23 protein-coding genes are annotated in these 24373 nt (G+C 58.3%); 15 read left to right on the plus strand and 8 right to left on the minus strand.

Annotated features, from left to right (window positions below):
- The first annotated feature begins 32 nt into the window (after positions 1-32).
- Positions 33-1538 (plus strand): carboxylesterase/lipase family protein, encoded by a 1506-nt coding sequence (locus V1599_RS13245; protein ID WP_112009970.1) that lies wholly within the window; start codon positions 33-35, stop codon positions 1536-1538.
- On the opposite strand, the gene V1599_RS13250 is transcribed toward V1599_RS13245, so the two are convergent.
- Complete coding sequence (locus V1599_RS13250; RefSeq protein WP_112009971.1) at positions 1525-2367, minus strand: LysR family transcriptional regulator; 843 nt, start codon at positions 2365-2367, stop codon at positions 1525-1527. The genes V1599_RS13245 and V1599_RS13250 overlap by 14 nt on opposite strands.
- A gap of 113 nt (positions 2368-2480) precedes the next feature.
- Between V1599_RS13250 and V1599_RS13255 the strand changes: the two genes are divergently transcribed.
- From V1599_RS13255 to V1599_RS13265, 3 genes are all read left to right on the plus strand, one after another.
- Complete coding sequence (locus V1599_RS13255) at positions 2481-3650, plus strand: pyridoxal phosphate-dependent aminotransferase (RefSeq protein ID WP_112009972.1); 1170 nt, start codon at positions 2481-2483, stop codon at positions 3648-3650.
- Positions 3651-3660: 10 nt separating this feature from the next.
- A complete protein-coding gene (locus tag V1599_RS13260) occupies positions 3661-4434 on the plus strand; it encodes a transporter substrate-binding domain-containing protein (RefSeq protein WP_112009973.1) in 774 nt (257 codons plus the stop codon).
- Between the two features lie 242 nt (positions 4435-4676).
- The gene (locus tag V1599_RS13265; RefSeq protein ID WP_395300206.1) at positions 4677-6332 is read left to right on the plus strand and encodes a glucan biosynthesis protein D; all 1656 of its coding nucleotides are present in this window, start codon (positions 4677-4679) and stop codon (positions 6330-6332) included.
- A gap of 54 nt (positions 6333-6386) precedes the next feature.
- On the opposite strand, the gene ydcK is transcribed toward V1599_RS13265, so the two are convergent.
- Entirely contained in the window at positions 6387-7367 is a 981-nt protein-coding gene (gene ydcK, locus V1599_RS13270; protein WP_112009975.1) for a YdcK family protein, read from the minus strand.
- 121 nt (positions 7368-7488) lie between these two features.
- Here ydcK and tehA point away from each other — a divergent pair, with 121 nt between their 5' ends.
- Both tehA and tehB read left to right on the plus strand, forming a co-directional pair.
- Positions 7489-8493, plus strand: a complete 1005-nt coding sequence (gene tehA / locus V1599_RS13275) for a dicarboxylate transporter/tellurite-resistance protein TehA (protein WP_112009976.1) — start codon at positions 7489-7491, stop codon at positions 8491-8493.
- Positions 8490-9083, plus strand: coding sequence for a tellurite resistance methyltransferase TehB (gene tehB, locus V1599_RS13280; protein ID WP_395300207.1), 594 nt, complete (start codon positions 8490-8492; stop codon positions 9081-9083). The genes tehA and tehB overlap by 4 nt, the downstream gene beginning before the upstream one ends.
- Here the strand turns inward: tehB and pepT are convergent.
- Positions 9080-10309, minus strand: a complete 1230-nt coding sequence (gene pepT / locus V1599_RS13285; protein WP_395300208.1) for a peptidase T — start codon at positions 10307-10309, stop codon at positions 9080-9082. The genes tehB and pepT overlap by 4 nt on opposite strands.
- Before the next feature lie 110 nt (positions 10310-10419).
- Here pepT and V1599_RS13290 point away from each other — a divergent pair, with 110 nt between their 5' ends.
- Together V1599_RS13290 and V1599_RS13295 are read left to right on the plus strand one after the other, a co-directional pair.
- Entirely contained in the window at positions 10420-12015 is a 1596-nt protein-coding gene (locus tag V1599_RS13290; RefSeq protein ID WP_112009979.1) for an ABC transporter substrate-binding protein, read from the plus strand.
- Positions 12016-12150: 135 nt separating this feature from the next.
- Positions 12151-12825: a DUF3313 domain-containing protein gene (locus V1599_RS13295; RefSeq protein WP_112009980.1), complete on the plus strand. Its 675-nt coding sequence runs from the start codon at positions 12151-12153 to the stop codon at positions 12823-12825.
- 32 nt (positions 12826-12857) lie between these two features.
- Here V1599_RS13295 and V1599_RS13300 read toward each other — a convergent pair whose 3' ends face one another.
- Positions 12858-13754, minus strand: a complete 897-nt coding sequence (locus V1599_RS13300) for a DMT family transporter (RefSeq protein WP_112009981.1) — start codon at positions 13752-13754, stop codon at positions 12858-12860.
- Between the two features lie 173 nt (positions 13755-13927).
- Between V1599_RS13300 and V1599_RS13305 the strand changes: the two genes are divergently transcribed.
- Entirely contained in the window at positions 13928-14800 is an 873-nt protein-coding gene (locus V1599_RS13305) for a helix-turn-helix domain-containing protein (RefSeq protein WP_112010157.1), read from the plus strand.
- On the opposite strand, the gene V1599_RS13310 is transcribed toward V1599_RS13305, so the two are convergent.
- Entirely contained in the window at positions 14780-15946 is a 1167-nt protein-coding gene (locus V1599_RS13310; protein WP_395300209.1) for a benzoate/H(+) symporter BenE family transporter, read from the minus strand. The genes V1599_RS13305 and V1599_RS13310 overlap by 21 nt on opposite strands.
- A 93-nt stretch (positions 15947-16039) precedes the next feature.
- Between V1599_RS13310 and V1599_RS13315 the strand changes: the two genes are divergently transcribed.
- Both V1599_RS13315 and V1599_RS13320 read left to right on the plus strand, forming a co-directional pair.
- Positions 16040-16567 (plus strand): helix-turn-helix domain-containing protein, encoded by a 528-nt coding sequence (locus V1599_RS13315; RefSeq protein ID WP_112009983.1) that lies wholly within the window; start codon positions 16040-16042, stop codon positions 16565-16567.
- Between the two features lie 80 nt (positions 16568-16647).
- Entirely contained in the window at positions 16648-18612 is a 1965-nt protein-coding gene (locus V1599_RS13320) for a U32 family peptidase (protein WP_395300210.1), read from the plus strand.
- Here V1599_RS13320 and V1599_RS13325 read toward each other — a convergent pair whose 3' ends face one another.
- Entirely contained in the window at positions 18613-18843 is a 231-nt protein-coding gene (locus tag V1599_RS13325) for a DUF2554 family protein (RefSeq protein ID WP_112009985.1), read from the minus strand.
- A 299-nt stretch (positions 18844-19142) separates the two neighbouring features.
- Here V1599_RS13325 and V1599_RS13330 point away from each other — a divergent pair, with 299 nt between their 5' ends.
- Positions 19143-19505 (plus strand): hypothetical protein, encoded by a 363-nt coding sequence (locus V1599_RS13330; protein WP_112009986.1) that lies wholly within the window; start codon positions 19143-19145, stop codon positions 19503-19505.
- A 148-nt stretch (positions 19506-19653) separates the two neighbouring features.
- On the opposite strand, the gene ftrA is transcribed toward V1599_RS13330, so the two are convergent.
- Positions 19654-20652, minus strand: coding sequence for a transcriptional regulator FtrA (ftrA, locus tag V1599_RS13335; protein ID WP_112009987.1), 999 nt, complete (start codon positions 20650-20652; stop codon positions 19654-19656).
- A 74-nt stretch (positions 20653-20726) separates the two neighbouring features.
- On the opposite strand from ftrA, the gene V1599_RS13340 reads away from it, so the two are divergent.
- The 3 genes from V1599_RS13340 (at position 20727) to zinT (ending at position 23111) form a co-directional block, all read left to right on the plus strand.
- The gene (locus V1599_RS13340; protein ID WP_112009988.1) at positions 20727-21122 is read left to right on the plus strand and encodes a rhodanese-like domain-containing protein; all 396 of its coding nucleotides are present in this window, start codon (positions 20727-20729) and stop codon (positions 21120-21122) included.
- A gap of 171 nt (positions 21123-21293) precedes the next feature.
- Positions 21294-22397: a cobalamin-independent methionine synthase II family protein gene (locus tag V1599_RS13345; RefSeq protein ID WP_112009989.1), complete on the plus strand. Its 1104-nt coding sequence runs from the start codon at positions 21294-21296 to the stop codon at positions 22395-22397.
- Positions 22398-22469: 72 nt separating this feature from the next.
- Complete coding sequence (gene zinT / locus V1599_RS13350; RefSeq protein ID WP_395300211.1) at positions 22470-23111, plus strand: metal-binding protein ZinT; 642 nt, start codon at positions 22470-22472, stop codon at positions 23109-23111.
- An 18-nt stretch (positions 23112-23129) separates the two neighbouring features.
- Here zinT and ydeE read toward each other — a convergent pair whose 3' ends face one another.
- Entirely contained in the window at positions 23130-24353 is a 1224-nt protein-coding gene (ydeE, locus tag V1599_RS13355; protein WP_112009991.1) for an efflux MFS transporter YdeE, read from the minus strand.
- Between the last annotated feature and the right edge of the window lie 20 nt (positions 24354-24373).

Raw genomic sequence — 24373 nt, forward strand, 5'->3', positions numbered from 1 at the left:
CTGCAGGGGTGTGATGGAAAAAGAAGGTGGTTATGCAGAATCCCTCCGCCCCTGTGGTTGAAACGCGCCAGGGCGCACTGATTGGTTTTACCGATGAAAATGTCCACGTCTGGTGCGGCATTCCCTATGCCTCTCCGCCCGTGGGCGAGTGGCGCTGGCGATCGCCGCGTCCGCCAGAGCCCTGGGAAGGCGTGCGGCAGGCTACGGCGTATTCCGCGTCAAGCTGGCAAAGCCGCGAGTACTGTGAGGATCTTGGCGGCGGCGATCCGGGGCCGTTTTCCGAAGACTGCCTTTACCTTAACGTCTGGTCGCCTGCGAACCGCCCGGCACCGCTTCCCGTGATGGTCTGGCTGCACGGCGGGGGCTTTACCCTCGGCGCGGGCAGCCTTCCGCCGTACAACGGCAGGGCGCTGGCGCAGCGCGGCGCGGTGGTCGTCACGCTTAACTATCGTCTCGGCCATCTCGGCTTTTTTGCCCATCCGGCGCTGGAGGGGGAAGAAGACCGCGTGGTGCATAACTTTGCGCTGCTCGACCAAATCGCCGCGCTGAACTGGGTGCGGGACAATATTTCGATTTTCGGCGGTGACCCGGACAACATCACCCTGTTTGGCGAGTCGGCTGGCGCGCGCAGCGTGCTGTCTCTGCTGGCCTCGCCGCTGGCAAAAGGCTTATTCCACAAGGCGATTATTCAGAGCGGCTATACCTTACCCGATACCCCGCGCAGCGCCGCGCTGCAAAAAGGAGAGGCGATCGCCGCCCATTTTGGGCTGGAAAACGCCACCGCCGAGCAGCTGCGCGCGCTGCCTCCCGAGGCCTTCTGGCCGCTGACGTCACCGCTGAACATCGCGCCCGCGCCGATCGTCGGCGATTGCGTGCTGCCGGAGGCGATGCTTGACGTGTTTTTCGCCGCCCGCCAGCACCCGGTACCGATTATGGTCGGGTCGAACAGCGACGAAGCCAGCGTAATGGCGGTGTTTGGCGTCGATCTCGCCGGGCAAATTCAAAAGCTGCGCCGCGAAAGGCGGTTTGGCCTGGGGCTAATTAAGCTGCTCTATCCCGGCGTGAAGGGCGATGAGGAGCTGGGCAGGCAGGTGTGTCGCGATATGGCCTTCACCACGCTCGGATACGTGGTGATGCAGGCGCAGCAGCGCGCGGGCGGGCTTTGCTGGCGCTACTGGTTCGACTATGTTGCCGAAGCGGAGCACGCCACCTATGCCAACGGGGCCTGGCACGGCAACGAGGTACCCTACGTCTTCGACACGCTCGGAGAGGTGGAACCTTCCCGGCAGTACGTTAACGAACGCGATCTGGCGTTTGCCGCCCATGTGGCCGACTACTGGGTGAGTTTTGCACGCGATGCGGGCGCTCGCGACAGCCTGCCGGGGCCGACGCGCTGGCCCGCCTGCCGCAAGGGTCGAGATGTGCTGTTACGCATCGGCGTGAATAAACATGCGGGCTTCAGGCTGGAAAATCGCTTTATGCGCGCGCGCATGAGCCTGTTCAAGCGGGTGATGAAACACCACGTTAGCCTCGATTAAGCAGGCAGTCGCGAAAGGCCGAGAGTCCGTTTTCGTCGTTCGGCGCAGCGCGGCACACCAGCCGGTAGCTCGCCCCGGTTTGAACGCTATGTGCAAATGGCCGCGTCAGCCGTCCGGCGCGGACGTCCTCCTCCACCAGCGTTTCGTCCGCAATGGCAACGCCCAGCCCCTGAATTGCGGCAGTGATGGCGAGGTCCATGGTGTCGAAGTGTTGATTTTTATGCATGGCAACCGTAGCCATAGGCTGCTTTGCCAGCCAGAGCGACCAGTCGGTTTTGTCCCGCGTGGGGTGCAGTAAGGTCAATGATTCCAACGGCACGCCCGCGCGCAGCGGGCTGAACACCGGGGTTAACGCCTCTTCAAACAGCAGATCGCCCGCGCTCGTGTGGGTGCCAAACACGATGGCCGCGTCGTAGGACTCCGTTTTGAAGTTGACGTGATGATCGGTCGTGACGGTCAGCGCAATTTGCAAATCCGGCTGTTCCCGCTCCACCTTCAGCAGCCGCGGCACCAGCCAGCGCATGGCGCAGGTCGGCGCCTTGAGCCGGATCACGGTTTGCTGCGCGCGCGCCTGTTCGGCTACGGTCAGCAGATGTTCAAAGGCGGACTGCAGTTCCGGAAGCAGGGCGCTTCCCTGAGACGACAGGCGCAGGCCGCGGGCGTGGCGCTCGAACAGCGGAAAGCCGAACCACGCCTCAAGGGCGGCAATTTTTCGGCTCACGGCGCCCTGCGTCAGGCACAGCTCTTTGGCCGCGTGGGTCAGGTTTAAATGCCGCGCCGTTTTTAAAAAGGCGTCGACGGCATTCAGCGGGAACGAACGGCGTGACATACATTTCCCCAGCTATGCGTTTTTATCATGGCTATTATGACAACAATTCGATTGTCCCGACAGCGGTGATGTTGTTTGAATAGTTATGCAATAGCCATGAGAAGGGATACAGGATGACATTACGAACTCCGGTGCAAACCCGTTCAAAATTGCCCGATGTGGGCACCACCATTTTCACCGTTATCGGCCAGCTTTCCGCAGAGCATAACGCCATTAACCTTTCTCAGGGGGCACCTAATTTTTCCTGCGATCCTAAGCTGGTCGCCGGGGTGACCCGCGCCATGGAGACCGGGAATAACCAGTACGCCGCGATGACCGGCCTTCAGCCGCTCAGGGAGCGCATCGCGGATAAAATCGCCGCGCTGTACGGAACGCGCTACGATCCCGGCAGCGAAGTGCTGGTAACCGCCAGCGCCAGCGAAGGGCTGTACTCGGCAATCAGCGGGCTGGTGCATCCGGGCGACGAGGTGATTTATTTTGAACCCTCATTCGACAGCTACGCGCCGATCGTGCGTTTGCAGGGGGCGAGACCCGTCGCGATTAAGCTGACGGTGCCGGACTTTGCGGTGAACTGGGACGAGGTGCGCGCCGCGATCACTCCGCGCACGCGGATGATCATCGTCAACACGCCGCATAACCCAAGCGGTCAGGTTTTTTCGGCGAACGATCTTGAGCAGCTGGCGGCGCTGACCCGCAATACCGATATCATTATTTTGTCGGACGAAGTGTATGAGCACGTGGTGTTTGACGGCGAGCCGCATCACGGCATGGCAACGCACCCGCAGCTGGCTGAGCGCAGCGTGATTATTTCGTCGTTTGGCAAAACCTATCACGTGACCGGCTGGCGGGTCGGCTACTGCGTCGCGCCCGCCGAGCTGATGGACGAAATCTGCAAGGTGCATCAATTTTTGATGTTTTCTGCCGATACGCCCATGCAGCACGCCTTTGCCGAGCACATGACAGACCCGCAAACCTGGCTGTCGCTGGCGGCGTTTTATCAGCGCAAGCGCGATCTGCTGCAAAGCCTGCTGGCCGAGTCTCCGTTTACGCTGCTGCCGAGCGCCGGATCGTTCTTCCTGCTGGCAGACTACAGCCGTTTCAGCGATGAGAGCGACAGCGAGATGGTGAAGCGTCTGATTACCGAGTGCGGCGTTGCAACCATACCCCTGTCGGCCTTTTACGCCGACGGTACGGATAACAAATTGATTCGCCTTTCGTTTGCCAAAGACGAGGCGACGTTACGGGCAGGTGCCCAGGCCCTGTGCCGGGTTAAACCACGCTGAGGAGTTTGATATGAAATTACGCGCGTTAGCTGTTGGCATCGGTCTGCTGTGCTCGTTCTCGTCGCTTGCGGCCACCGAGCTGCGCTACGGTCTGGAAGCGGAATATCCGCCGTTCGAGAGCCGCAATGCCTCCGGTGAGCTGGAAGGGTTTGACGTGGAGCTGGGCAACGCCATCTGCAAAGCCGCGGCGCTGAAGTGCAGCTGGGTTGAAACCTCGTTCGACGCCTTGATTCCGGGGCTGGTGGCGAAAAAATTTGATGCGATCAATTCCGCGATGAACATCACCGACCAGCGCCGCAAAAGCATCGATTTCACGCAGCCCATCTACCGCATTCCGTCCCAGTTGGTCGGAAAAGCCGGTGCGGCGTTAGAGGCAACGCCGGAAGGCCTGAAGGGCAAAACGATCGGCGTGCTGCAGGGTTCGATTCAGGAAACCTACGCCAAAGAGCACTGGGAAAAGCAGGGCGTCACCGTGGTGTCTTATAAAGATCAGAACATGGCGTGGGGAGATCTGCTGAACGGCCGCATCGACGCTTCGCTGGTGATGTCCGCGGCCGGGCAGGCCGGTTTCCTCAGCAAGCCGCAGGGCAAAGGGTTTGGCTTTATCGGCAAACCGGTGTCGGACGACACCATCCTCGGCAGCGGGATCGGCTTCGGGCTGCGCAAGGGTGACGACGCCACCAAAAAGCAGCTCGATGCCGCGATAGATAAAGTTCGCGCCGACGGCACGATAGCGAAACTCGCTGATAAGTACTTCCCGGGTATTGATGTCAGCGTAAAATAACTCCCTCGTTAAGCCCCGGCTGTTGATGTCCTGCCGGGGCATTTTTTTACGCGCGACATACCTATCTTTACACCACTTTCAGGCCGTTCTGGTCGACAGAAAATATTTTCCACTTTGTTCATATAATCACCGGCCAACAATTGGATTCTTAACCGTTTTTGTTTAGGCTGTGCGTTCTTTCCTGCCGTCATTTCGCCGAGCGCGAAGCTCATTCACACGACCATAAGGACGTTTTCACAGGCATGAATCGCAGACGTTTTCTAAAAGGCTCCCTGGCAATGGCTGCTATTAGCGGCACCTCCGGCCTGTCTTCCCTGTTTTCCCAGGCGGCATACGCTGCTGACTCCGACATCGCCGACGGGCAAAGCCGTCGCTTTGACTTCTCCGTCCTGCAATCCATGGCGCATGACCTGGCGAAGACGCCGTGGGGCGGCGCGCCGCGTCCGCTGCCGGAAACGCTGGCGACCATGACGCCGCAGGCGTACAACGCCATACGCTATGACGAGAAGCAGTCGCTGTGGAATAACGTTGAGGGCCGTCAGCTCGACGTGCAGTTCTTCCATATGGGAATGGGGTTCCGCCGCCGCGTGCGCATGTTCTCGTTGGACCAATCGACCTCTATGGCGCGTGAGATCCACTTCCGCCCGGAGCTGTTCAGCTACGGTGAGACGGGCGTGGACACCAGGCAGCTGGAAGGGCAAAGCGATCTGGGCTTTGCCGGCTTCCGCGCCTTTAAAGCGCCTGAGCTGGCGCGCCGCGATATCGTCTCTTTCCTCGGCGCGAGCTATTTCCGCGCCGTGGATGATACCTATCAGTACGGCCTGTCCGCTCGCGGCCTGGCGATTGATACCTTTACCGACACGCCGGAAGAGTTCCCGGACTTTACCGCGTTCTGGTTTGAAACCGTCAAGCCTGGCGATACCACCTTCACCGTCTATACGCTGCTGGACAGCCCAAGCATCACCGGCGCCTATAAGTTTGTGATCCACTGCGAGAAGAGCCAGGTGATCATGGAGGTGGAAAACCATCTCTACGCGCGCAAGGACATCAAGCAGCTGGGCATTGCGCCAATGACCAGCATGTTCAGCTGCGGCAATAACGAACGCCGCATGTGTGACACCATTCATCCGCAGATCCATGACTCCGACCGCCTGGCAATGTGGCGCGGCAACGGCGAGTGGATCTGCCGTCCGCTGAACAACCCGCAGAAGCTGCAGTTTAACGCCTACATGGATAAGGATCCGAAGGGCTTTGGCCTGCTGCAGCTTGATCGCGATTTTTCCCACTATCAGGACATTATGGGCTGGTACAACAAGCGCCCGAGCCTGTGGGTAGAGCCGCGTAACAGCTGGGGTAAAGGCGCGGTGGGGCTGATGGAGATCCCGACGACCGGTGAGACGCTGGATAACGTGGTGTGCTTCTGGCAGCCGGAAAAACTGATCAAAGCGGGCGACGAGCTGGACTTCAAATACCGTCTGTACTGGAGCGCGCAGCCTCCGGTTCGCTCGCCGCTGGCAAACGTCTACGCGACGCGTACCGGTATGGGCGGGTTCCCGGAAGGGTGGGCGCCGGGCGAAAATTACCCGAAAGTGTGGGCGCGGCGCTTTGCCATCGACTTTGTCGGCGGCGATTTGAAGGCGGCGGCGCCGAAAGGCATTGAGCCGGTGATCACGCTTTCCAGCGGCGAGGCGAAGCAGGTAGAAATTCTGTACGTTGAGCCGTTTGACGGCTATCGCATTTTGTTTGACTGGTATTCAACGTCCGATTCAACCGAACCGGTCGATATGCGCATGTTCCTGCGCTGCCAGGGAGATGCGATCAGCGAAACCTGGCTGTACCAGTACTTCCCGCCCGCACCGGACAAACGTCACTACGTCGACGACCGGATCATGCGTTAACTGCGCGCGGCTGTGCCCGGTAAGCGTGAGCGCCACCGGGCATGACTTATCGCGCTAGAGTGCCCCCAGCAGCGGCGTGCGGGCGATCCGCTCGTCGCCGTTTACCACTTTTTCGCCGCGAAGATGCACGTGCTCGCCGGCAAATGCCTCAACCACCGCGTCGTCCGTTATCTCAACCCGATGTTCGATCAGCACGTCACCTCTGATGCGCGCGCGTCCCTGGATCACCACCTTGTCGTCAATCAGAATCGGACCGCCGCGCAGCCACGCATGGCCGCCAATTAACACGTGATGCTTGATGACGCAGTTGCCCTCAACGACGGCGTTTTCCGCCACCTGCGAGCTGTAGCGCAGGGTGGGGATGGCATCGTCTTCTAAACCGGCAATCAGGCGCGCGCTGCCGTACACCTTTGCGCAGTCGCACACCCAGACGTTATTAAGCTCGTTGCCTTCCAGGATAGCGTTGTCGAATACCTCGGCGCGGTGCTCCACAAAGGCATAATTAACCATCGCATCGCCGTAGATTTGCGCCTGATGCACGATCCGCGACTGGCTCACCGTCGCTCTGTCATAGATTTTCAGGATCTGCTCGCGATCCGGCGTTAGCCCTTTGGCTGCGACAATCATGCTGTTGTGCAGGATGCGCGCTTCCCCGTAAATATGGCATTCTCCGCGCACGCTGGAATTCTGAATGGTGACGTTGTCACTTATTCTGGCTCCGAGGCTCACCTGAGCAGCATCAAGCCAGCTGTTACCGCTAATCTCGGCCTGATGGCTGACCACGCAGGGCCGGGTGAGGCGCGCGTTGCCGGACACGCGGGCGCCCGCGTAAACCACGCTGTTTTCATCGTAGATCCAGCAGTCTCCTTCCTCTGCGAGAGCGCTCGCATCTTCGACCCAGCCGCCTTTCGTCCCGCACGCAACATCGTTAAAATCCGCCGTGGCAATCAGCTGGCGCAGGACGACCGTTCGCTTTTCCTCGCCGTTCTCTTCGTGCCAAAGGCGGGTTTCATCACTCAGACGGTATTTTTTCATGGTCTTTTCTCGTTAAGCGCCTTCACTAAACGTAGCAAAGTTTCCGCATGTCGAAGTGCTGGCGTCCGTTGAGGAAACCCCTTAAAATGGCATTTAAAATACATTTTATATTTTAAAATAAATGCGTAAATCGAACGACACTCAACGGGTTTTGAACCTGCCCGCAGGCTATTTCGGCATGGTGCTGGGAATTATCGGTATGGGCTTTGCCTGGCGCTATGCCAGCACGATCTGGCCGGTGACGCGCTGGCCGGGGGAGAGCCTGGTTGCCCTCGCGGTGGCGATTTGGTTCCTGCTGACGGTCGCGTTTGTCACGCGCGCGGTTCGCTTTCCGCACAGCGTGCTGGCGGAGATGCGCCACCCGGTGATGAGCAGCTTTGTCAGCCTCTTTCCTGCGACGACGATGCTGGTTTCCATTGGCTTCGTGCCGTGGTGCCGTCCGGTTTCGCTTGCCCTGTTCAGCGCAGGCGTCGTCGGGCAGCTGTGCTACGCCGCCTGGCAAAGCGCAGGGCTGTGGCGCGGCAAACATCCGCAGGAGGCGACTACCCCGGGGCTCTACTTGCCGACCGTTGCAAATAACTTTATCAGCGCCATGGCCTGCGGGGCGTTGGGCTACCATGATGCCGGCCTGGTCTTTTTAGGTGCGGGGGTCTTTTCGTGGCTCAGCCTCGAACCGGTGATTTTGCAGCGGCTGCGCAGCGCCGGAGAGCTGCCCGGCGCAATGAGAACTTCGCTGGGTATCCAGCTGGCGCCCGCACTGGTGGCGTGTAGCGCCTGGTTTAGCGTTAACGGCGGCGAGGCGGATACCTTCGCGAAAATGCTGTTTGGCTACGGCCTGCTGCAGCTGCTGTTTATGCTGCGCCTGTTGCCCTGGTATTTATCGCAGCCGTTTAACGCCTCGTTCTGGAGCTTCTCGTTCGGCGTCTCGGCGCTGGCGACTACCGGGCTCCATCTTGGGCAGAGCAGCCCGACGGGCTTCTTTCACGCCATCGCGATCCCGCTGTTTATTTTTACCAACATCATCATCGCCGTGCTGCTGGTTCGTACATTTATCTTGCTGATGCAGGGCAAACTTCTGGTGCGCGCTGATAAGGCACAGCTTATGCAATCTGAGGAAAAACAATGACCGTTGATGACAGCTACTTCACCGAAAAATATGGCCTGACCCGCACCCACTCTGAGGTGGTGTACAGCGCAGGGATCGTCAAGCCAGGTAAAACGCTCGACCTGGGCTGCGGCAACGGGCGCAATAGCCTCTTTCTGGCCGCCAACGGTTATGACGTGACCGCCTGGGACAAAAACCCAATGAGCATCGACAACATCGAGCGCATCAGCGCCGCAGAAGGCCTCGATAATCTCCACGCGGCGGTTAAGGATCTCAACGGCCTGAGCTTTGACGGCGAGTACGATTTTATTCTCTCCACCGTGGTGATGATGTTCCTGGAGGCGAAAACCATCCCGGGGCTTATCGCCAACATGCAGTGCTGCACGACGCCCGGCGGCTCTAACCTGATTGTGGCGGCAATGGACACCGATGATTATCCATGTACCGTGGGCTTCCCGTTCGCCTTCAAAGCCGGCGAGCTGAGCCGCTACTATGAAGGCTGGGAACTGCTGAAATACAACGAAGAGGTCGGCGAGCTGCACCGCACCGACGCCAGCGGCAACCGCATCAAGCTGCGTTTCGCTACCATGCTGGCGCGCAAGCCCGCCTAGCGGGCGGCCAGCAGGCAGAGCTGAAGGGCGGTGTTGTAGGATGCCTCGAACGACGACAGCGGTAAAAACTCAAACTTCGAGTGGAAGTTATGCGCGCCGGTGAAGAAGTTCGGGGTGAGCAACCCTTTGGCAGACAGCGCTGCGCCGTCGGTTCCGCCGCGCATCGGCGTCGGCTTCGGCGTGATGCCGAGCGATTCCATCGCTTCAAACATTAAATCGATGGCGCGACGGTCCTCGCCGATAGTGTTGCTGATATTGCTGTAGGTGTCCTCAATGCGGTATTCCACGTTTGCCGTAGGGTGCTGGGCTGCAATTAGCTCCGCAATGTCGGCGATCTGCTGCTTGCGGGCGGCAAAGGCGTCTTGGTCAAAGTCGCGGATGTTGGCCTTCAGCACCGCGTCGTGTTGCCCGGCCTGAATGCCGTTAAACCAGATGTAGCCCTCGCGGCCTTCGGTACACTCCGGGGTTTGCCGGCGGTCAAAATGGTTAATGAAGTCGGTCGCCATCAGCAGCGGGTTTACCAGCACGCCTTTGGCCGACATCGGGTGCGCCGTCACGCCGGTAAAGCGAATTTCTGCCGCGGCCGCGTTGAAGTTCTCATACACGATTTCACCCCGCTCGCAGCAGTCGATGGTCCAGGCGAAGTCAACGTCGAAGCGCGCCAGGTCCAGCGCTTTTGCGCCGCAGAGCCCAATCTCTTCATCCGGTACAAACGCCACCACGATATCGCCGTGCCGGTGTTCCGCCGTCAGGTTTTCCAGCACCGTCATCACCACCGTAACCGCCGATTTATTATCTGCGCCTAATACGCTGGTTCCGTCGCTGAAAATAATCTCTTCATTCGGGTAAGCCAGAATTTCCGGATGCTCATTGACGCGCAGCCAGACGTCTTTCTCTTTATTCAGGCAGAGGTCTTCTCCGGTAAACGTTAATATTTGTGGATGAATATCCGGTGAAAGCCCGACGTCAACCGTATCAATATGGGTAATAAAACCGACGCGCGGCGCGCCGGGAACACTGCCTTTTTTTACCGCCGTGACCGTGGCAAATTCGTCGATGACGATATCGTCTAAACCCAGCTGCTGCAGCTCCTGCGCCAGCTCGCGGGCCATGTCGTGCTGGCCCGGCGTGGAGGGGAGCGTTTTAACCTTCGCGTCGCTCTGGCTGGTGATGGCGAGATAGCGAAAGAAGCGGTGCGTTAATTGTCTGGAGAGCGGGGAAGCCATAGTGAATCCTTCTCTTTTTGTTTTTCAGGTGTTTGCATAATCACTTTAATGTTATTTATGAAATGGCAAAAGAATTAATTAGCCGTCGAATAAAAAGACAGGAATAAAATATGAATTGCAAACGCACAACCTTAACGCTGGCGCTTGCGGCGCTGACGGTCAGTTCTACCGTCGCGGCAAAAACGCTGGTGTATTGCTCCGAAGGTTCGCCGGAAAACTTCAATCCTCAGCTTTATACCTCCGGCACCAGCGTGGATGCGAGCGCCGTTCCGGTCTATAACCGCCTGGTGGACTTCAAGCCGGGAACGACCGAGCTGGTGCCGAGCCTTGCCGAGCGCTGGGACATCAGCGACGACGGGAAGGTTTATACGTTCTATCTGCGAAAAGGCGTCAAATTCCAGAGCAATAAATTCTTCACGCCCACCCGCGATTTCAACGCGGATGACGTGATCTTTTCGTTTATGCGCCAGAAGGACGTCAATAACCCGTACCACAACGTCTCTAACGGCAGCTATTCCAACTTTGAGAGCCTGGAGTTCGGTAGCCTCATCACGGCGATTGATAAAGTAGACGACCATACCGTGCGCTTTACGCTGGCGCACCCGGAAGCACCTTTCGTGGCCGACCTGGCGTGGTATTTTGCATCCATTCTTTCCGCGGAATATGCGGACGCGATGCTTAAAGCCGGGACGCCGGAAAAGGTCGACATGGAGCCGATTGGCACCGGGCCGTTCAGGCTGGCGCAGTACCAGAAAGATTCCCGCATTCTGTTTACCGTGTTCCCCGACTACTGGCAGGGGAAATCGAAGCTTGATCGCCTGGTCTTTACCATCACGCCGGACGCATCGGTGCGCTTCGCTAAGGTCGAAAAAAACGAGTGTCAGGTAATGCCGTTCCCCAACCCGGCGGATCTACCGCGCATGAAGGCGAACAAGGATATCAACCTGATGAGCAAGGCGGGGTTGAATACCGGTTTCCTGGCATTCAATACCCAGAAGCCGCCGCTGGACAACGTTAAGGTTCGCCAGGCGCTGGCCATGGCGATTAACAAGCCGGCCATTATCGACGCCGTGTTCCACGGCACGGGCACTGCGGCAAAGAATCTGCTGCCGCCGGGCGTCTGGGGGGCCGATAGCGCGCTGAAGGATTACGACTACGATCCCGAAAAAGCGAAGGCGCTGCTCAAAGAGGCCGGGTTTGCCAACGGCGTCAGCGTTGACCTGTGGGCGATGCCGGTTCAGCGCCCGTATAACCCGAACGCTAAACGCATGGCGGAGATGATTCAGGCCGACTGGGCGAAGGTGGGCGTGCAGACTAAAATCGTTACCTACGAGTGGGGTGAATACCTCAAGCGCGTGAAGGGCGGCGAACATCAGGCCGCGCTGATGGGCTGGACAACGGCAACGGGCGACCCGGATAACTTCTTTGGTCCGCTCTTCACCTGTACGTCTGCCAACGGCGGGTCTAACTCGGCGAAATGGTGCTACAAGCCCTTTGATCAGCTTATCGCTGAGGCAAAATCGATAACCGATCGCGATAAGCGCGTGGCGCTTTACAAAGAGGCGCAGCAGATGATGCATGACCAAATGCCCGCCGTCATGATTGCGCACTCCACCATCTTTGAGCCGGTGCGCAAAGAGGTCACGGGCTATGAGATCGATCCGTTTGGTAAACATCTCTTCTGGCAGGTGGATATTCAAAAATAATGAAATCACCCGGCGTGCCGGCGTCGGGTGATTTTTCGCAATATGTGCTATCTGCATCATTTTTTGCTACAACACGCGCACCGACTTTTTGCTATAACTTCAACTGCATACTTGCGTATAACCTGGAATCTCATCATGCGTACTCACTCACTTTTCAAAGTTGCAGTGCTCTCCGGTCTGCTTGCGTTGGCGGGCTGTGCATCTAAAGTCGCCGCACCTGACCAATATTCAGGCTTTTTAAAAGATTATTCTGGCCTTCAGCAAACCACGTCAGCAACGGGTAAACCAACGCTGCGCTGGGTCGATCCTTCCTATAACGAAGCCAATTACGACAGCATTATCTGGACGCCGATTACCTACTACCCAACGCCAAAACCGACGACGCAGATTGGTAAACAGACGCTCGACGAGCTGCTGAACTACACCAATACCAAAATGAAAACCGCCGTGGGCCAGCGCAAGCCGATTGTCACCACGCCGGGCAAGCATAGCCTGATCTTCCGCGGTGCCATTACGGGCGTGAGCTCTCAGAAAGAGGGGCTGCAGTTCTACGAAGTGGTTCCCGTCGCGCTGGTCGTAGCGGGCACGCAGATGGCGACCGGCCACCGCACCATGGACACCCACCTGTTCTTTGAAGGTGAACTGATTGACGCCGCGACCAACAAGCCGGTCATGCGGGTCGTGCGCATGGGCGAAGGCAAAGAGCTGAGCAACGAAAACACGCCGATGACGTTCGCGACGCTGAAGCAGGTTGTTGATGACATGGCGACGGATGCCACCATGTTTGACGTGCATAAAACGGCAAAATAAAGAAAATGGCCTGCTTCGCGCAGGCCTTTTTTTTACGCCGTGCGCAAGCGCCTGAACCAGGTCTCCGGTTTCGTGAACATCACCATATTTCCGCCCAGAATCAGCAGCAGTCCGACGATCCCGTTTATGTGCCACACGTATCCTTCGTAGACCGTCGAAATCGACAGGGCCACCAGCGGGAACAGCAGGGTGCTGTAGGCCGCTTTACCGGGGCCGATGCGCCCGACCAGCGTGAAGTAAGCGCCGAAGGCAATCACAGAGCCAAAGATCGCCAGGTAGAGCAGCGCGCCGACGTAGCTCACGGTCCATTCCGGCATAAAGCTATCGCCTCTTACCACCGCAATCAGCCCCATGACCAGCGTGCCGTAGAGCATCGCCCAGGCGTTGGTGGTCATCGTCTCAAGACCATTGCGCTGGTGGCGCATGCTGATCATGTTCCCGAGCGAGAAGCCGTACGTGCCGAGAGCGGAAAGGCCAATACCCGTCAGCAGCGATGCGCTCCAGCCGCTCGCCAGCAGATCGTCCCAGAAGAGGGTGATGATGCCGATCAGGCCCAGCGCCGCAGCCGTCCAGAACCGCGCCGGAGGCCGCTGGCCGAAGAAAATAAAGCTGTTAATCGCGTTGTACAGCACCGCCATTGAGAAAATGACCGACTCAAGCCCGGTGTTGATATGCGTCGCCGCGGCGTAAAAACACCAGAAGTTGAAGCAGAAAACGCAACATCCTTGAAGAATACAAAACAGATGGTCCTTCAGCGCCAGGCGACGCAGGCGCTTAAGCGCAATCAGCACGATCATCATCGTGGCGCAGGCCACGGCGAAGCGCCAGAATATCGATACGGGCGCGGCAACCGGCCCCTGCTGAAGAAAAATGGCAATCCACGTCGTTCCCCAGATGATCACGACCAGCCCGTACAATAATGCGTTCATGGTTTCTCTCTTTTCATACCGCGAAAAGAGGAGTGTGACGCGGTTTGTCCGGTGCGGCTTTCACCGGTTTGCGGCGCACTTGCAAAATCTTGCGCTTTTTTCTTCGCCCGGCTCTGGTCACGCGATGAAACAGTTCATAGACTGAGATCCTGATTAATGACCTGTTAATGGCTATGTCCCGCGCTTACGACACTTTTGAAACACTTCGCCAGCAGAACGCGGTGCTCCGGGAAACGGTCGCGCTGAACTCCGGCATTCAGCTGGCGGCGTGGTACAACAAGCACGATACCATTACCGTCAAAAGCGACCACCACACCCTCAGCCTGTACGTTGCGGACGGTTACGAGAGCTATCAAAAAACGCCTGGCGGATGGAAGAACGGCGGCGGGCCGGATCGTTTCTGCCTGATGCCAAAGGACAGCGAATCGACGTGGGATATCCGCGACGATCTGTCGTTCGTTCATCTTTACTGCACCGATGAACACCTGCGGGACGTCGGGGAGAAGATCTGGGACAAGCGCCCGCTGAGCCTGTCGCTGGATGAAAAAATCTTCGGCAGCGACCCGAAAATCACCGCGCTGTACCGTCAGTTTTTGCTCGGCTGCGACTGGCAGCAAAAGGCCAACCAGCTCACCCTGAGCACGGCGTCCACGCTGCTGCTCACGCACCTGCTGCAAAACTACGCGAACGTGCAGTGGAAGCTGCCGGTCGTGACCGGCGGGCTCTCGCCGTACGTGCTGCGAAACGTGCTGGCATTTATTGAAGAAAACCTCTCGCAGCCGCTAACGCTTGCGGAACTGGCCGACCAGGCTGCGCTGAGCGAGTACCATTTCGCGAGGATGTTCCGCCAGTCAACGGGGCAAGCGCCGCACCAGTACGTAATGCAGCGCCGGATGGAGAAAGCGAAAGCGCTGGTCCAGTTTAGCGCGATGCCGCTGACGGACATTGCGCTGGCCTGCGGTTTTAACTCTGCCAGCCACTTCAGCAACCGCTTTCGCAGCGCGGTGGGGATAACGCCTTCACAGCTACGCGCGGCCAAGGCGTGACAACACGCTATAGCAGACCCCGCCGATAACCAGCCCCCAGAAGGCCGAGCCCACCCCGAGCAGCGTAACGCCGCTGGCGGTCACCAGGAAGGTGACGACGGCCGCGTCGCGCTCGCCAACATTATTCATCGCCTGCGCCAAACTCCCGCTGATAGTTCCAAGCAGCGCCAGCCCCGCCAGCGTCTGGAGCCAGCTGAGCGGCAGGGCGGACATCAGCCCCGCGATCGAGCCGCCAAAGATGCCGGCCAGCAGATAGAACACGCCCGCCGCCATTGCGGCCAGCCAGCGCCGGCTGGCATCTGGATGGGCATCCGGGCTCTGGCAAATGGCGGCGGTTATCGCCGCGATGCAGATGGAATAGACGCCAAACGGGGAGAGCAGCAGCGCCAGCGCGCCGGTAAACACGATCAGCGGCGAAACCGGCAGCGTGTAGCCGGACGCCTTCATGGTCGCAAAGCCGGGCGCATTTTGTGACGCCATCGTTACGAGGAAAAAGGGCAGGCCGACGCTGACCAGGCTGGTAAACGTAAACGCCGGGGCAATAAATCCCGGCGTGACGACGGAGAGGGTGAGATTATCTGTGACAACGTCACCTCCAGCCCACGCGACGAAACCGCCCACCAGCAGCGACGCGACGATGGCGTAGCGGGGGGCGAGCGCTTTGGCGAGTAGCCATGCCGCCAGCATGCTGCCGCAAAGCAGAAGATGCCCGTCAAGATGGCGAAAGGCCTGAAGGCCAAACTGCAACAGCACCCCGGCCAGCATCGCGGCGGCGAGGGAGTGGGGGATAAGCTTCATCAGGCGGGCAAAAAGCCCGGTCACCCCGCAGAGCAAAATCAGCGCGTTGGCAAAAATAAATATGCCAATGGTTTCCGCAAGCGTGATGCCGTGCAGGCTGGTGGCGAGCAGGGCCGCGCCCGGCGTCGACCACGCGGTCAGCACCGGCGCTTTATACCACCAGGACAGGGCCAGCGTGCTGACGCCCATTCCCAGCCCCAGCGCCGTCATCCAGCCCGCAATCTGCTGCGCGCTGGCCCCGGCTGCCGACGCGGCCTGCCAGATAATGGCCGCCGAGCTGGCGTAGCCCACCAGGACGGCGACGAATCCGGCAAGGATCGTGGGAAATAGCGTTGATGAACTGCGCATAAAAGCTCCAGTGTGCGTTATAACGTCCGGCATAAGGTAACACTGTGCGTTATAGCGTACAAGTGGTATGCTTTCCGCTCACGGGAGGGCCTTATGGACATGACGCAACATCTTGCATATACGTTAAAAACGCAGCGCCAGGCGCGCGGCTGGAGCTTATCGAAGCTGTCGGAAGAGACGGGCGTGTCGAAAGCGATGCTCGGGCAGATTGAACGCAACGAGTCCAGCCCGACGGTCGCGACGCTGTGGAAAATCGCCACCGGGCTCAACGTCCCGTTTTCGACGTTTATCGCGCCTGCGGCCGATCCGCAGGCGGTGTTCGACCCGCAGCAGCAGGCGATGGTCGTCAGACCGTTATTTCCCTGGGATGAGGCGCTGAAGTTCGATCACTTCTCGATTACCCTTGCGCCCGGCGCGCTGAGTGAGTCTACCCCGCATGAAGCGGGCGTCATTGAGCACGTGGTGGTGATTAGCGGCGAGCTGGAGATGAACATTGAAGGCGAATGGCGCACCCTGGCGGCGGATTCCGGCGTGCGTTTCGCCGGGGACAAACCTCACGCCTACCGCAACAGCAGCGGGCAAACGGTCCATTTCCACTCCCTGATCCACTATCCCCGCTGAGGGCTCGCAAAACTGTTTCGCTGACGCAGAGTTCTGACTACAATAGCCGCCATTTTGACCATAACGGATAACGACGACGTATGCGCCTGCACTCCCATCATCTTGAACTTTTAAGCCCGGCCCGCGATGCCGACATTGCCCGTGAAGCGATCCTTCACGGCGCCGATGCGGTCTACATCGGCGGCCCTGGCTTTGGCGCCCGCCATAACGCCAGCAATAGCCTGAGCGACATTGCCGCGCTGGTGCCGTTCGCCCACCGCTATGGCGCGAAGGTGTTCGTGACGCTGAACACCATACTTCATGATGATGAGCTTGAGCCGGCGCAGCGCCTGATTACCGATCTCTACCAGACCGGCGTTGATGCCCTGATCGTTCAGGACATGGGCGTGCTGGAGCTGGATATTCCGCCTATTGAGCTGCACGCCAGCACCCAGTGCGATATTCGCACCGTCGAAAAAGCGAAGTTTCTCTCCGACGTGGGCTTTTCCCAGATTGTTCTGGCGCGCGAGCTGAACCTGAACCAGATCCGCGATATCCACCAGGCGACCGACGCGACCATCGAGTTCTTTATTCACGGCGCGCTGTGCGTGGCGTATTCAGGGCAGTGCAATATTTCACACGCTCAGACCGGGCGCAGCGCCAACCGCGGCGACTGCTCGCAGGCGTGCCGTTTGCCGTACACCCTGAAAGACGATCAGGGCCGGGTGGTGGCGTTTGAAAAACACCTGCTGTCGATGAAGGACAACGACCAGACCGCCAACCTGGGCGCGCTGATCGACGCGGGCGTGCGCTCCTTCAAGATTGAAGGGCGCTACAAAGACATGAGCTACGTGAAAAATATTACCGCGCACTACCGCCAGATGCTGGACGCGATCATTGACGATCGCGGCGATCTGGCGCGGTCGTCGGCGGGGCGCACCGAGCATTTCTTCATTCCGTCTACGGATAAAACCTTCCACCGCGGCAGCACGGACTATTTTGTTAACGCGCGCAAGGGCGATATCGGCGCGTTCGACTCGCCGAAATTTATCGGCCTGCCCGTCGGCGAAGTGCTGAAGGTGGCGAAGGACCATCTTGACGTTGAGGTCACCGAACCGCTGGCGAACGGCGACGGCCTCAACGTGATGATCAAGCGTGAGGTCGTGGGCTTTCGCGCCAACACGGTAGAAAAAACCGGCGAAAACCGCTACCGCATCTGGCCGAACGAAATGCCTGCCGATCTCTACAAGGCGCGGCCAAACGCGGCGCTGAACCGTAACCTCGACCATAACTGGCAGCAGGCGCTGCTGAAAACCTCCAGCGAGCGCCGCGTTGCGGTGGATATTGAGCTTGGCGGCTGGGAAGAGCAGCTGATTCTGACCATGACCAGCGAAGAGGGGATCAGCGTAACGCATACGCTGGACGGCATGTTTGAGGTGGCGAACAACGCGGAAAAAGCGCTGAACAACCTGAAGGACGGCGTGGCAAAGCTTGGGCAGACGATCTACTACGCGCGCAACATTGACGTTAACCTGCCGGACGCGCTGTTCGTGCCGAACAGCCTGCTAAACCAGTTCCGCCGCGAAACGGCGGAAATGCTGGACGCGGCGCGCCTGGCAAACTATCCGCGCGGCAGCCGTAAGGCCGAGGCGGTCCCGGCGCCCGTTTATCCGGATACCCATCTTTCGTTCCTGGCGAACGTCTACAACCATAAGGCGCGCGAATTTTATCATCGTCATGGCGTACAGCTGATTGACGCCGCCTACGAGGCCCACGAAGAGAAGGGCGACGTGCCGGTGATGATCACCAAGCACTGCCTGCGCTTTGCGTTTAACCTCTGTCCGAAGCAGGCGAAAGGCAATATCAAAAGCTGGAAGGCGACGCCAATGCAGCTGGTTAACGGGGATGAGGTCCTGACGCTGAAATTTGACTGCCGCCCGTGCGAAATGCACGTTATCGGCAAGATGAAAAACCACATTTTCAAAATGCCTCAGCCGGGCAGCGTGGTGGCGTCGGTAAGCCCGGATGAGCTAATGAAAACGCTGCCGAAGCGTAAGGGCCGTTAACTAACGCTGGTGGCTCTCTGGTTTGCGCGACTTTTGCCAGGCATGGTGTTCGCGCAAACCTTCAGCAGCTTCCTCCGCCACGCTGCGTAATTCGTCGCTATCGGCTTCATGACGAAGCTGATGGTCGACGTTCTTCACCCACAAATATTCATGACCTTTGTGCCCTGCCATCAGCTGCCCAGAAAACAGCGCGCAGATCAGCATCACCATCGACAACCCTTTATTCACCATTTTTCCGCCACCGAATCATCATTTCCGGCCATGATGAACATAGTTTCGTTTGGTTATTATTCGAATTTCTAAAAAATCGCAAAGTCACTGTCAGATTGTGTAGGCCGCACTATATTTCGGGCAAATGTTGCGCTATTGTTAATAATAACGGTGGTAAATATTCTTACGCCGGTTAAGGATTATTCCTAAAATTTCCAAAAAATTGACGTGCTGCCAGAATTGGTACAACTACGGACATTTGAATTAGAGATTAATCTTATATAATGAGACTTCTCTGGCTAAGGAAAGAATCTCAAACAATGAAGAAAATAATGTCTCTGGTGCTTATTGTCGCTGCCGTCGGGGCAGTCGCCGCGGTGAAGCATAGCTGGAATGATGAGCCAGACTATATCCAGTCCGCAGAAATGCGGGTGGGCTCCTATTTGACCAGTGACTACGGAAGGGTGACCTGTAATAGCGCGAGGGTAAATGCCCAGCGCTGGGAGTTAGGCTGCGTGAACAAGGCCAAAGGAAAAAATTTCCAGTTTGCGGTCTATTCTGCCGACGAAGCCCCGTACGGCGTTTCACGTCCGTTTTACCTTGAAGCGCTCAATGCCGACGCGAAAGAGAGCGCCAGCTACGGCCTGATGCGCTACCTCCAGATTAACACCAAAGAAGGGTAACGGGTCCGTTTAGCTTTCGTTGAATCTATTAATGATAGTTTGTACAAGATCCGCTGCCCGGCATGGAGTGTCGGGGACGTAGAGACCAAAATACAAATCTATCCATGCAAGCATTTACCGCCAGATAATGGCGGTTTTTTTTGTCTTGCTATAGGGATATTGCCGCGAACCGCTTGCGATATTGTACGGGCGACAGGGAAAACTGCTGGCGGAAATGGTGGCGCAGCGTGGCGGCCTGGCCAAAACCCGTTTTTTCGGCGATATGGTCAATACTCATCCGACTATTTTCCAGATAATCTTTTGCCCGCATAAGCCTTTCGTTCAGCAACCACCGCGCGGGCGTTGTGCCGGTCGCATCCTGGAAGCGTCGGAGAAAGGTTCGCTGGCTCATACCGACCCGTCGCGCCAGCGAATCGACGGAGTGCGGCTCCGCCAGCTGCTGGTGGAGATAATCAAAAAGCTGGCCCAGACGCTGGCTCTCGCGCAGCTGCGCTACCGGACGGCTAACCCGCTGCGTTTGCGAACCGTCCCGGTGCGGCTGAATGACCAGACGGTGCGCGACCCGGTTGGCCGCCTCCATGCCGTAGTCCCGGCGCACAACGTGTAAACACAAATCGATGCCCGCCGCGCTGCCTGCCGACGTCATAATATCGCCCTCATCCTGATACAACACATCTTCCACGACCCGAATCGCCGGAAACCGCGCCTTCAGCGTCTCAATGTAGCGCCAGTGCGTGGTAGCCTGGCGATTGTCGAGCAGGCCGGAGGCGGCGAGGACAAACACCCCGGAGCAGATAGACATCAGCTGGCAGCCGCGCGCGTGCGCCTTGCGTAACGCCTCGCACAGACGTTCTGGCACCGGCGCATCGGGCCCGCGCCAGCCGGGAATAATTACCCGGTCCGCGCTCTCCAGCAGGGACAGATCGCCGTCCGTCAGGATGCGCACGCCGCCCGTCGCCCGCAGTTCGCCCTCGTCGATGCTCGCCACCGCAAAGCGGTACCAGCTTTCCCCCATCTCTGGCCGCGGCAGGCCAAAGATCTCCACCGCCACGCCAAACTCAAACGTGCACAGGCCGTCATAGGCCAGCACGACGACCGTTGGGGAAGGGGCGCGAAAGGTTGTCATCTTTTTGCTGTTTTCTGGCATAGGCGGACGCATTCACTCGCTGAATTTCAGAATAAAGTAGTGTTAACACAAACACCCCATCAGGAGGAAGCATCATGAGCTATGTGACTGAATTTCAAGCCGCAGAGCCGCAGGAGGCGGCAGCACATTTTCTGCGTCGCTTGAGCGTGGAAACGGACTGCGCCGACGTGCATTACGCGCTGGCACACGGTGAGCAGGACTTTGTGCTGCTGCACGTTGTCGGCCAGCCAGAACACTTTGCGCGCCGCCATATTCCCGGGGCGATTCATTTACCCTGGCGCGAGATGACCGAAGAGCGAATGGCGCGCTGGCCTGCGGATACGCTCTTTGTCGTTTACTGCGCGGGGCCGCACTGCAACGGCGCGGATCGGGCGGCGCTCAGGCTGGCTCGCATGGGGCTGCCGGTTAAAATTATGCTCGGCGGGCTAACGGGCTGGGGAGACGAGCAGTTTGCGTTTGCCAGCCAATAGCTCGCCACCGCCATGAAGATGAATTTTTTTCATCACAGGTGAAATTTTCTCGTTTGCCGCAACCGGGCGGGTATGACATCTTTTTAGACATATAGACATCCAGAAGTCTAAATGTTCATTATGTTAATTATCACCGGTGGCAATAGTTGCCATCGGTTACAGGAGAAAGTCATGCAGCGACAACACGCCCCGTTCCGCGCCGACGTCGTCGGCAGTTTTTTACGTCCCGACGCCGTTAAGCTGGCGCGTCAGGAATTTGCCCGCGGCGAGATTAACGCCGCGCAGCTGCGCGACGTGGAAGATGAGGCGATCCGCCACGTTGTTGAACAGCAGTGCGCCTGCGGGCTGCACGTGGTGACCGACGGTGAATTTCGTCGCGCCTGGTGGCACTTCGATTTCTTTGACGGTCTTGAGGGCGTTGAGCGTTACGATTCACAGCAGGGCATTCAGTTCAACGGCGTTCAGACCAAAGCGCACGGCGTGCGCGTGACCGGCAAGCTGGGCTTTGGTAACCATCCGATGCTGGAAGACTTCCGCTATCTGAAAAGCGTCAGCGGAGCTGCGCAGCCGAAGATGACGATTCCCAGCCCGAGCGTGCTGCACTTCCGCGGCGGCCGAAAGGATATTGACGCGACGGTTTACCCTGATTTAAGCGTGTATTTCGACGACCTGGCAACGGCCTGGCGCGATGCCATTCGGGCCTTCTATGACGCAGGCTGCCGCTACCTTCAGCTGGACGATACCGTTTGGGCATACCTGTGTTCAGACGAGCAGCGCGCGCAGATCCGCGAACGTGGGGATGATCCTGACGAACTGGCGCGCACCTATGCGCGGGTGCTGAACGCGGCGCTGGAAGGTAAGCCAGACGATCTGACCGTTGGCCTGCACGTGTGTCGCGGCAATTTCCGCTCGACGTGGATTTCCGAAGGCGGCTACGAGCCGGTAGCGGAAGTGCTGTTTGGCAGCGTCAACGTGGACGCCTTCTTCCTTGAGTACGATAACGATCGCAGCGGTGATTTCGCGCCGCTACGCTTTATTCGTCCGGGCAAGCAGCAGGTGGTGCTGGGGCTGATTACCACCAAGAACGGCGAGCTTGAAAACCCGGAGGGCGTGAAGGCCAGGCTGGAAGAAGCGGCGAAATTTGTGGCGAAAGAGCAGATCTGCCTCAGCCCGCAGTGTGGTTTTGCGTCCACCGAGGAGGGCAATACGCTGAGCGAAGCCCAGCAGTGGGATAAAGTACGTCTGGTCACCCAAATCGCCAGCGAAGTCTGGTAACCGGAGCGGTTGCAGATGTTATTGTTATAATATAACATCTCCATTCTTTTCAAACGGAGTGGAGGTGTTGTAGTGCTGGGACATAAAGGAAAATTAGCAATGGCTCTGGGTGCGCTGCTGGCCAGCGGCCCGCTGTTTGCGCATTCGCACGGGCATCAAATGACCGAGGCGGAGCAAAAAGCAGCGAACGGGGTGTTTGAGGATAAAGACGTTCAGGACCGCAAGCTGTCCGACTGGGACGGCGTCTGGCAATCCGTTTACCCGTACCTGCTGGATGGCTCGCTCGATCCGGTATTTAAAAAGAAAGCGGAAAAGGACAAGAGCACCTCCTTCGGCAAGGTTAAAGCCTACTACCGCACGGGATATGCGACCGACGTCGACACCATCGGCATTGAAAATAACGTGATGGAATTTCACAAAGGCAGCGCCGTGAGCCGGTGTCACTACGACTACAGCGGCTTCAAGATTTTGACCTATGCGTCAGGCAAAAAGGGCGTGCGCTACCTGTTTGAATGTAAGGATGCTGGCAGCACCGCGCCGAAGTTTGTCCAGTTCAGCGACCATACCATCGCGCCAAAAGCGTCCTCCCACTTCCATATTTTCATGGGCAACACCTCTCACGAGGCGCTGCTGAAGGAGATGGATAACTGGCCGACGTACTATCCGAACGAGATGTACAAGGAGCAGGTTGTCGACGAGATGCTGCACCACTGATGCTTTGCGTTGCCCGGCCTACGATCGGGGATTTGTGGGCCGGGTAAGCGCAGCGCCACCCGCTTCGCTATACCCACGTACCACGCCCATTCCGCGCAAAATCATCAGCCATGCGGCGACAATAGCCGCCATCATAATGGCAAACAGCGACCAGTGCGGCAGATGGGTGAGGATAATCCCGGTGATCATCGGGTTAGCCGCTGCGCCCAGCCAGCCGAGCGCCTGCGCGGAAAAATAGCTCGCCTTCATGCCCGGCGGCGCAATGTTATCGATCAGCATGTATTCGCCAGGCGCATAGATAATCTCACCCAGCGTAAACACTGCCGCCGCGAGCCCCCAGAAGACTAAATTCTCGCCGGAGAACATAAACCCGCCCAGCCCGAGGATAAAACACAGGGTGGCGGCGGTCATTAACGGGCGAATAGTGGACGCGGAAATTTTCCTGCCGATGAAGTATTGCAGCGACACCACGACCGCCGCGTTGACCGGCAGCACGACCGCCACCACCTTTTGCGCGAAGTCGCTGTCGGCATTGGCCGCCAGAACGTACTGAGAGATGCAGCTGGCAAACGATCCGCCTACGTAAGAGGCGAGCAGGCCGGACAGGGTGAACCAAAACAGCGCGCGGTCTTTCAGCAGAATCGATGGTTGCCACGGCGCTTTCTCTTCCGGCGCGTCAAGCGCAACGCTTTTCTGCACCAGGAAATGGATAAAGCCCAGCGGAAGCGCGGCGCAGAACGCGGCCAGCCAGAACGGCAGCTGCAGGCTGTACATCACCAGCAGCGTGCCGAGCGGCGGCCCGACGGTCCAGCCGATGTTCAGGAAGCTGTAGTTCAGGGAAAACACGCGCGCCTTCTCGCTGGAGGTGAGCACGTCCGCGAACCACGCCTTCAGCACGGTGGAGAAGACGGAGTAGGCGCAGTTGATCAGGGAGAAAAACAGCACCACCAGCGTGACGTTATCCACCAGCGGGATCGCCACAAAGCCGACGATAAACGCCACAATGGAGGTCAGCATGTAGCGCTTTTTATCAAACTTATCGGCCAGAATGCCAAAGCCCAGGCTGAACGCCACGCCCACGGTCAGGGCGATCGTCAATGCATAACCGATGTTCTCAACGCTCATGCCGTAGACGCGCGTGAGATAGATGGTCATGAAGGGCAGCGTTGCCCCCCGGCCGATGGTTAACAGCAATGACGATGCCAGCAGCGCCGCGGTTGAGCGCCTGAGAGATGGTTTCATATTCCTGCCCGACAAATGCT

The sequence above is a fragment of the Enterobacter sp. ECC-175 genome, from assembly GCF_043968675.1.
Classification (GTDB): Bacteria; Pseudomonadota; Gammaproteobacteria; order Enterobacterales; family Enterobacteriaceae; genus Enterobacter.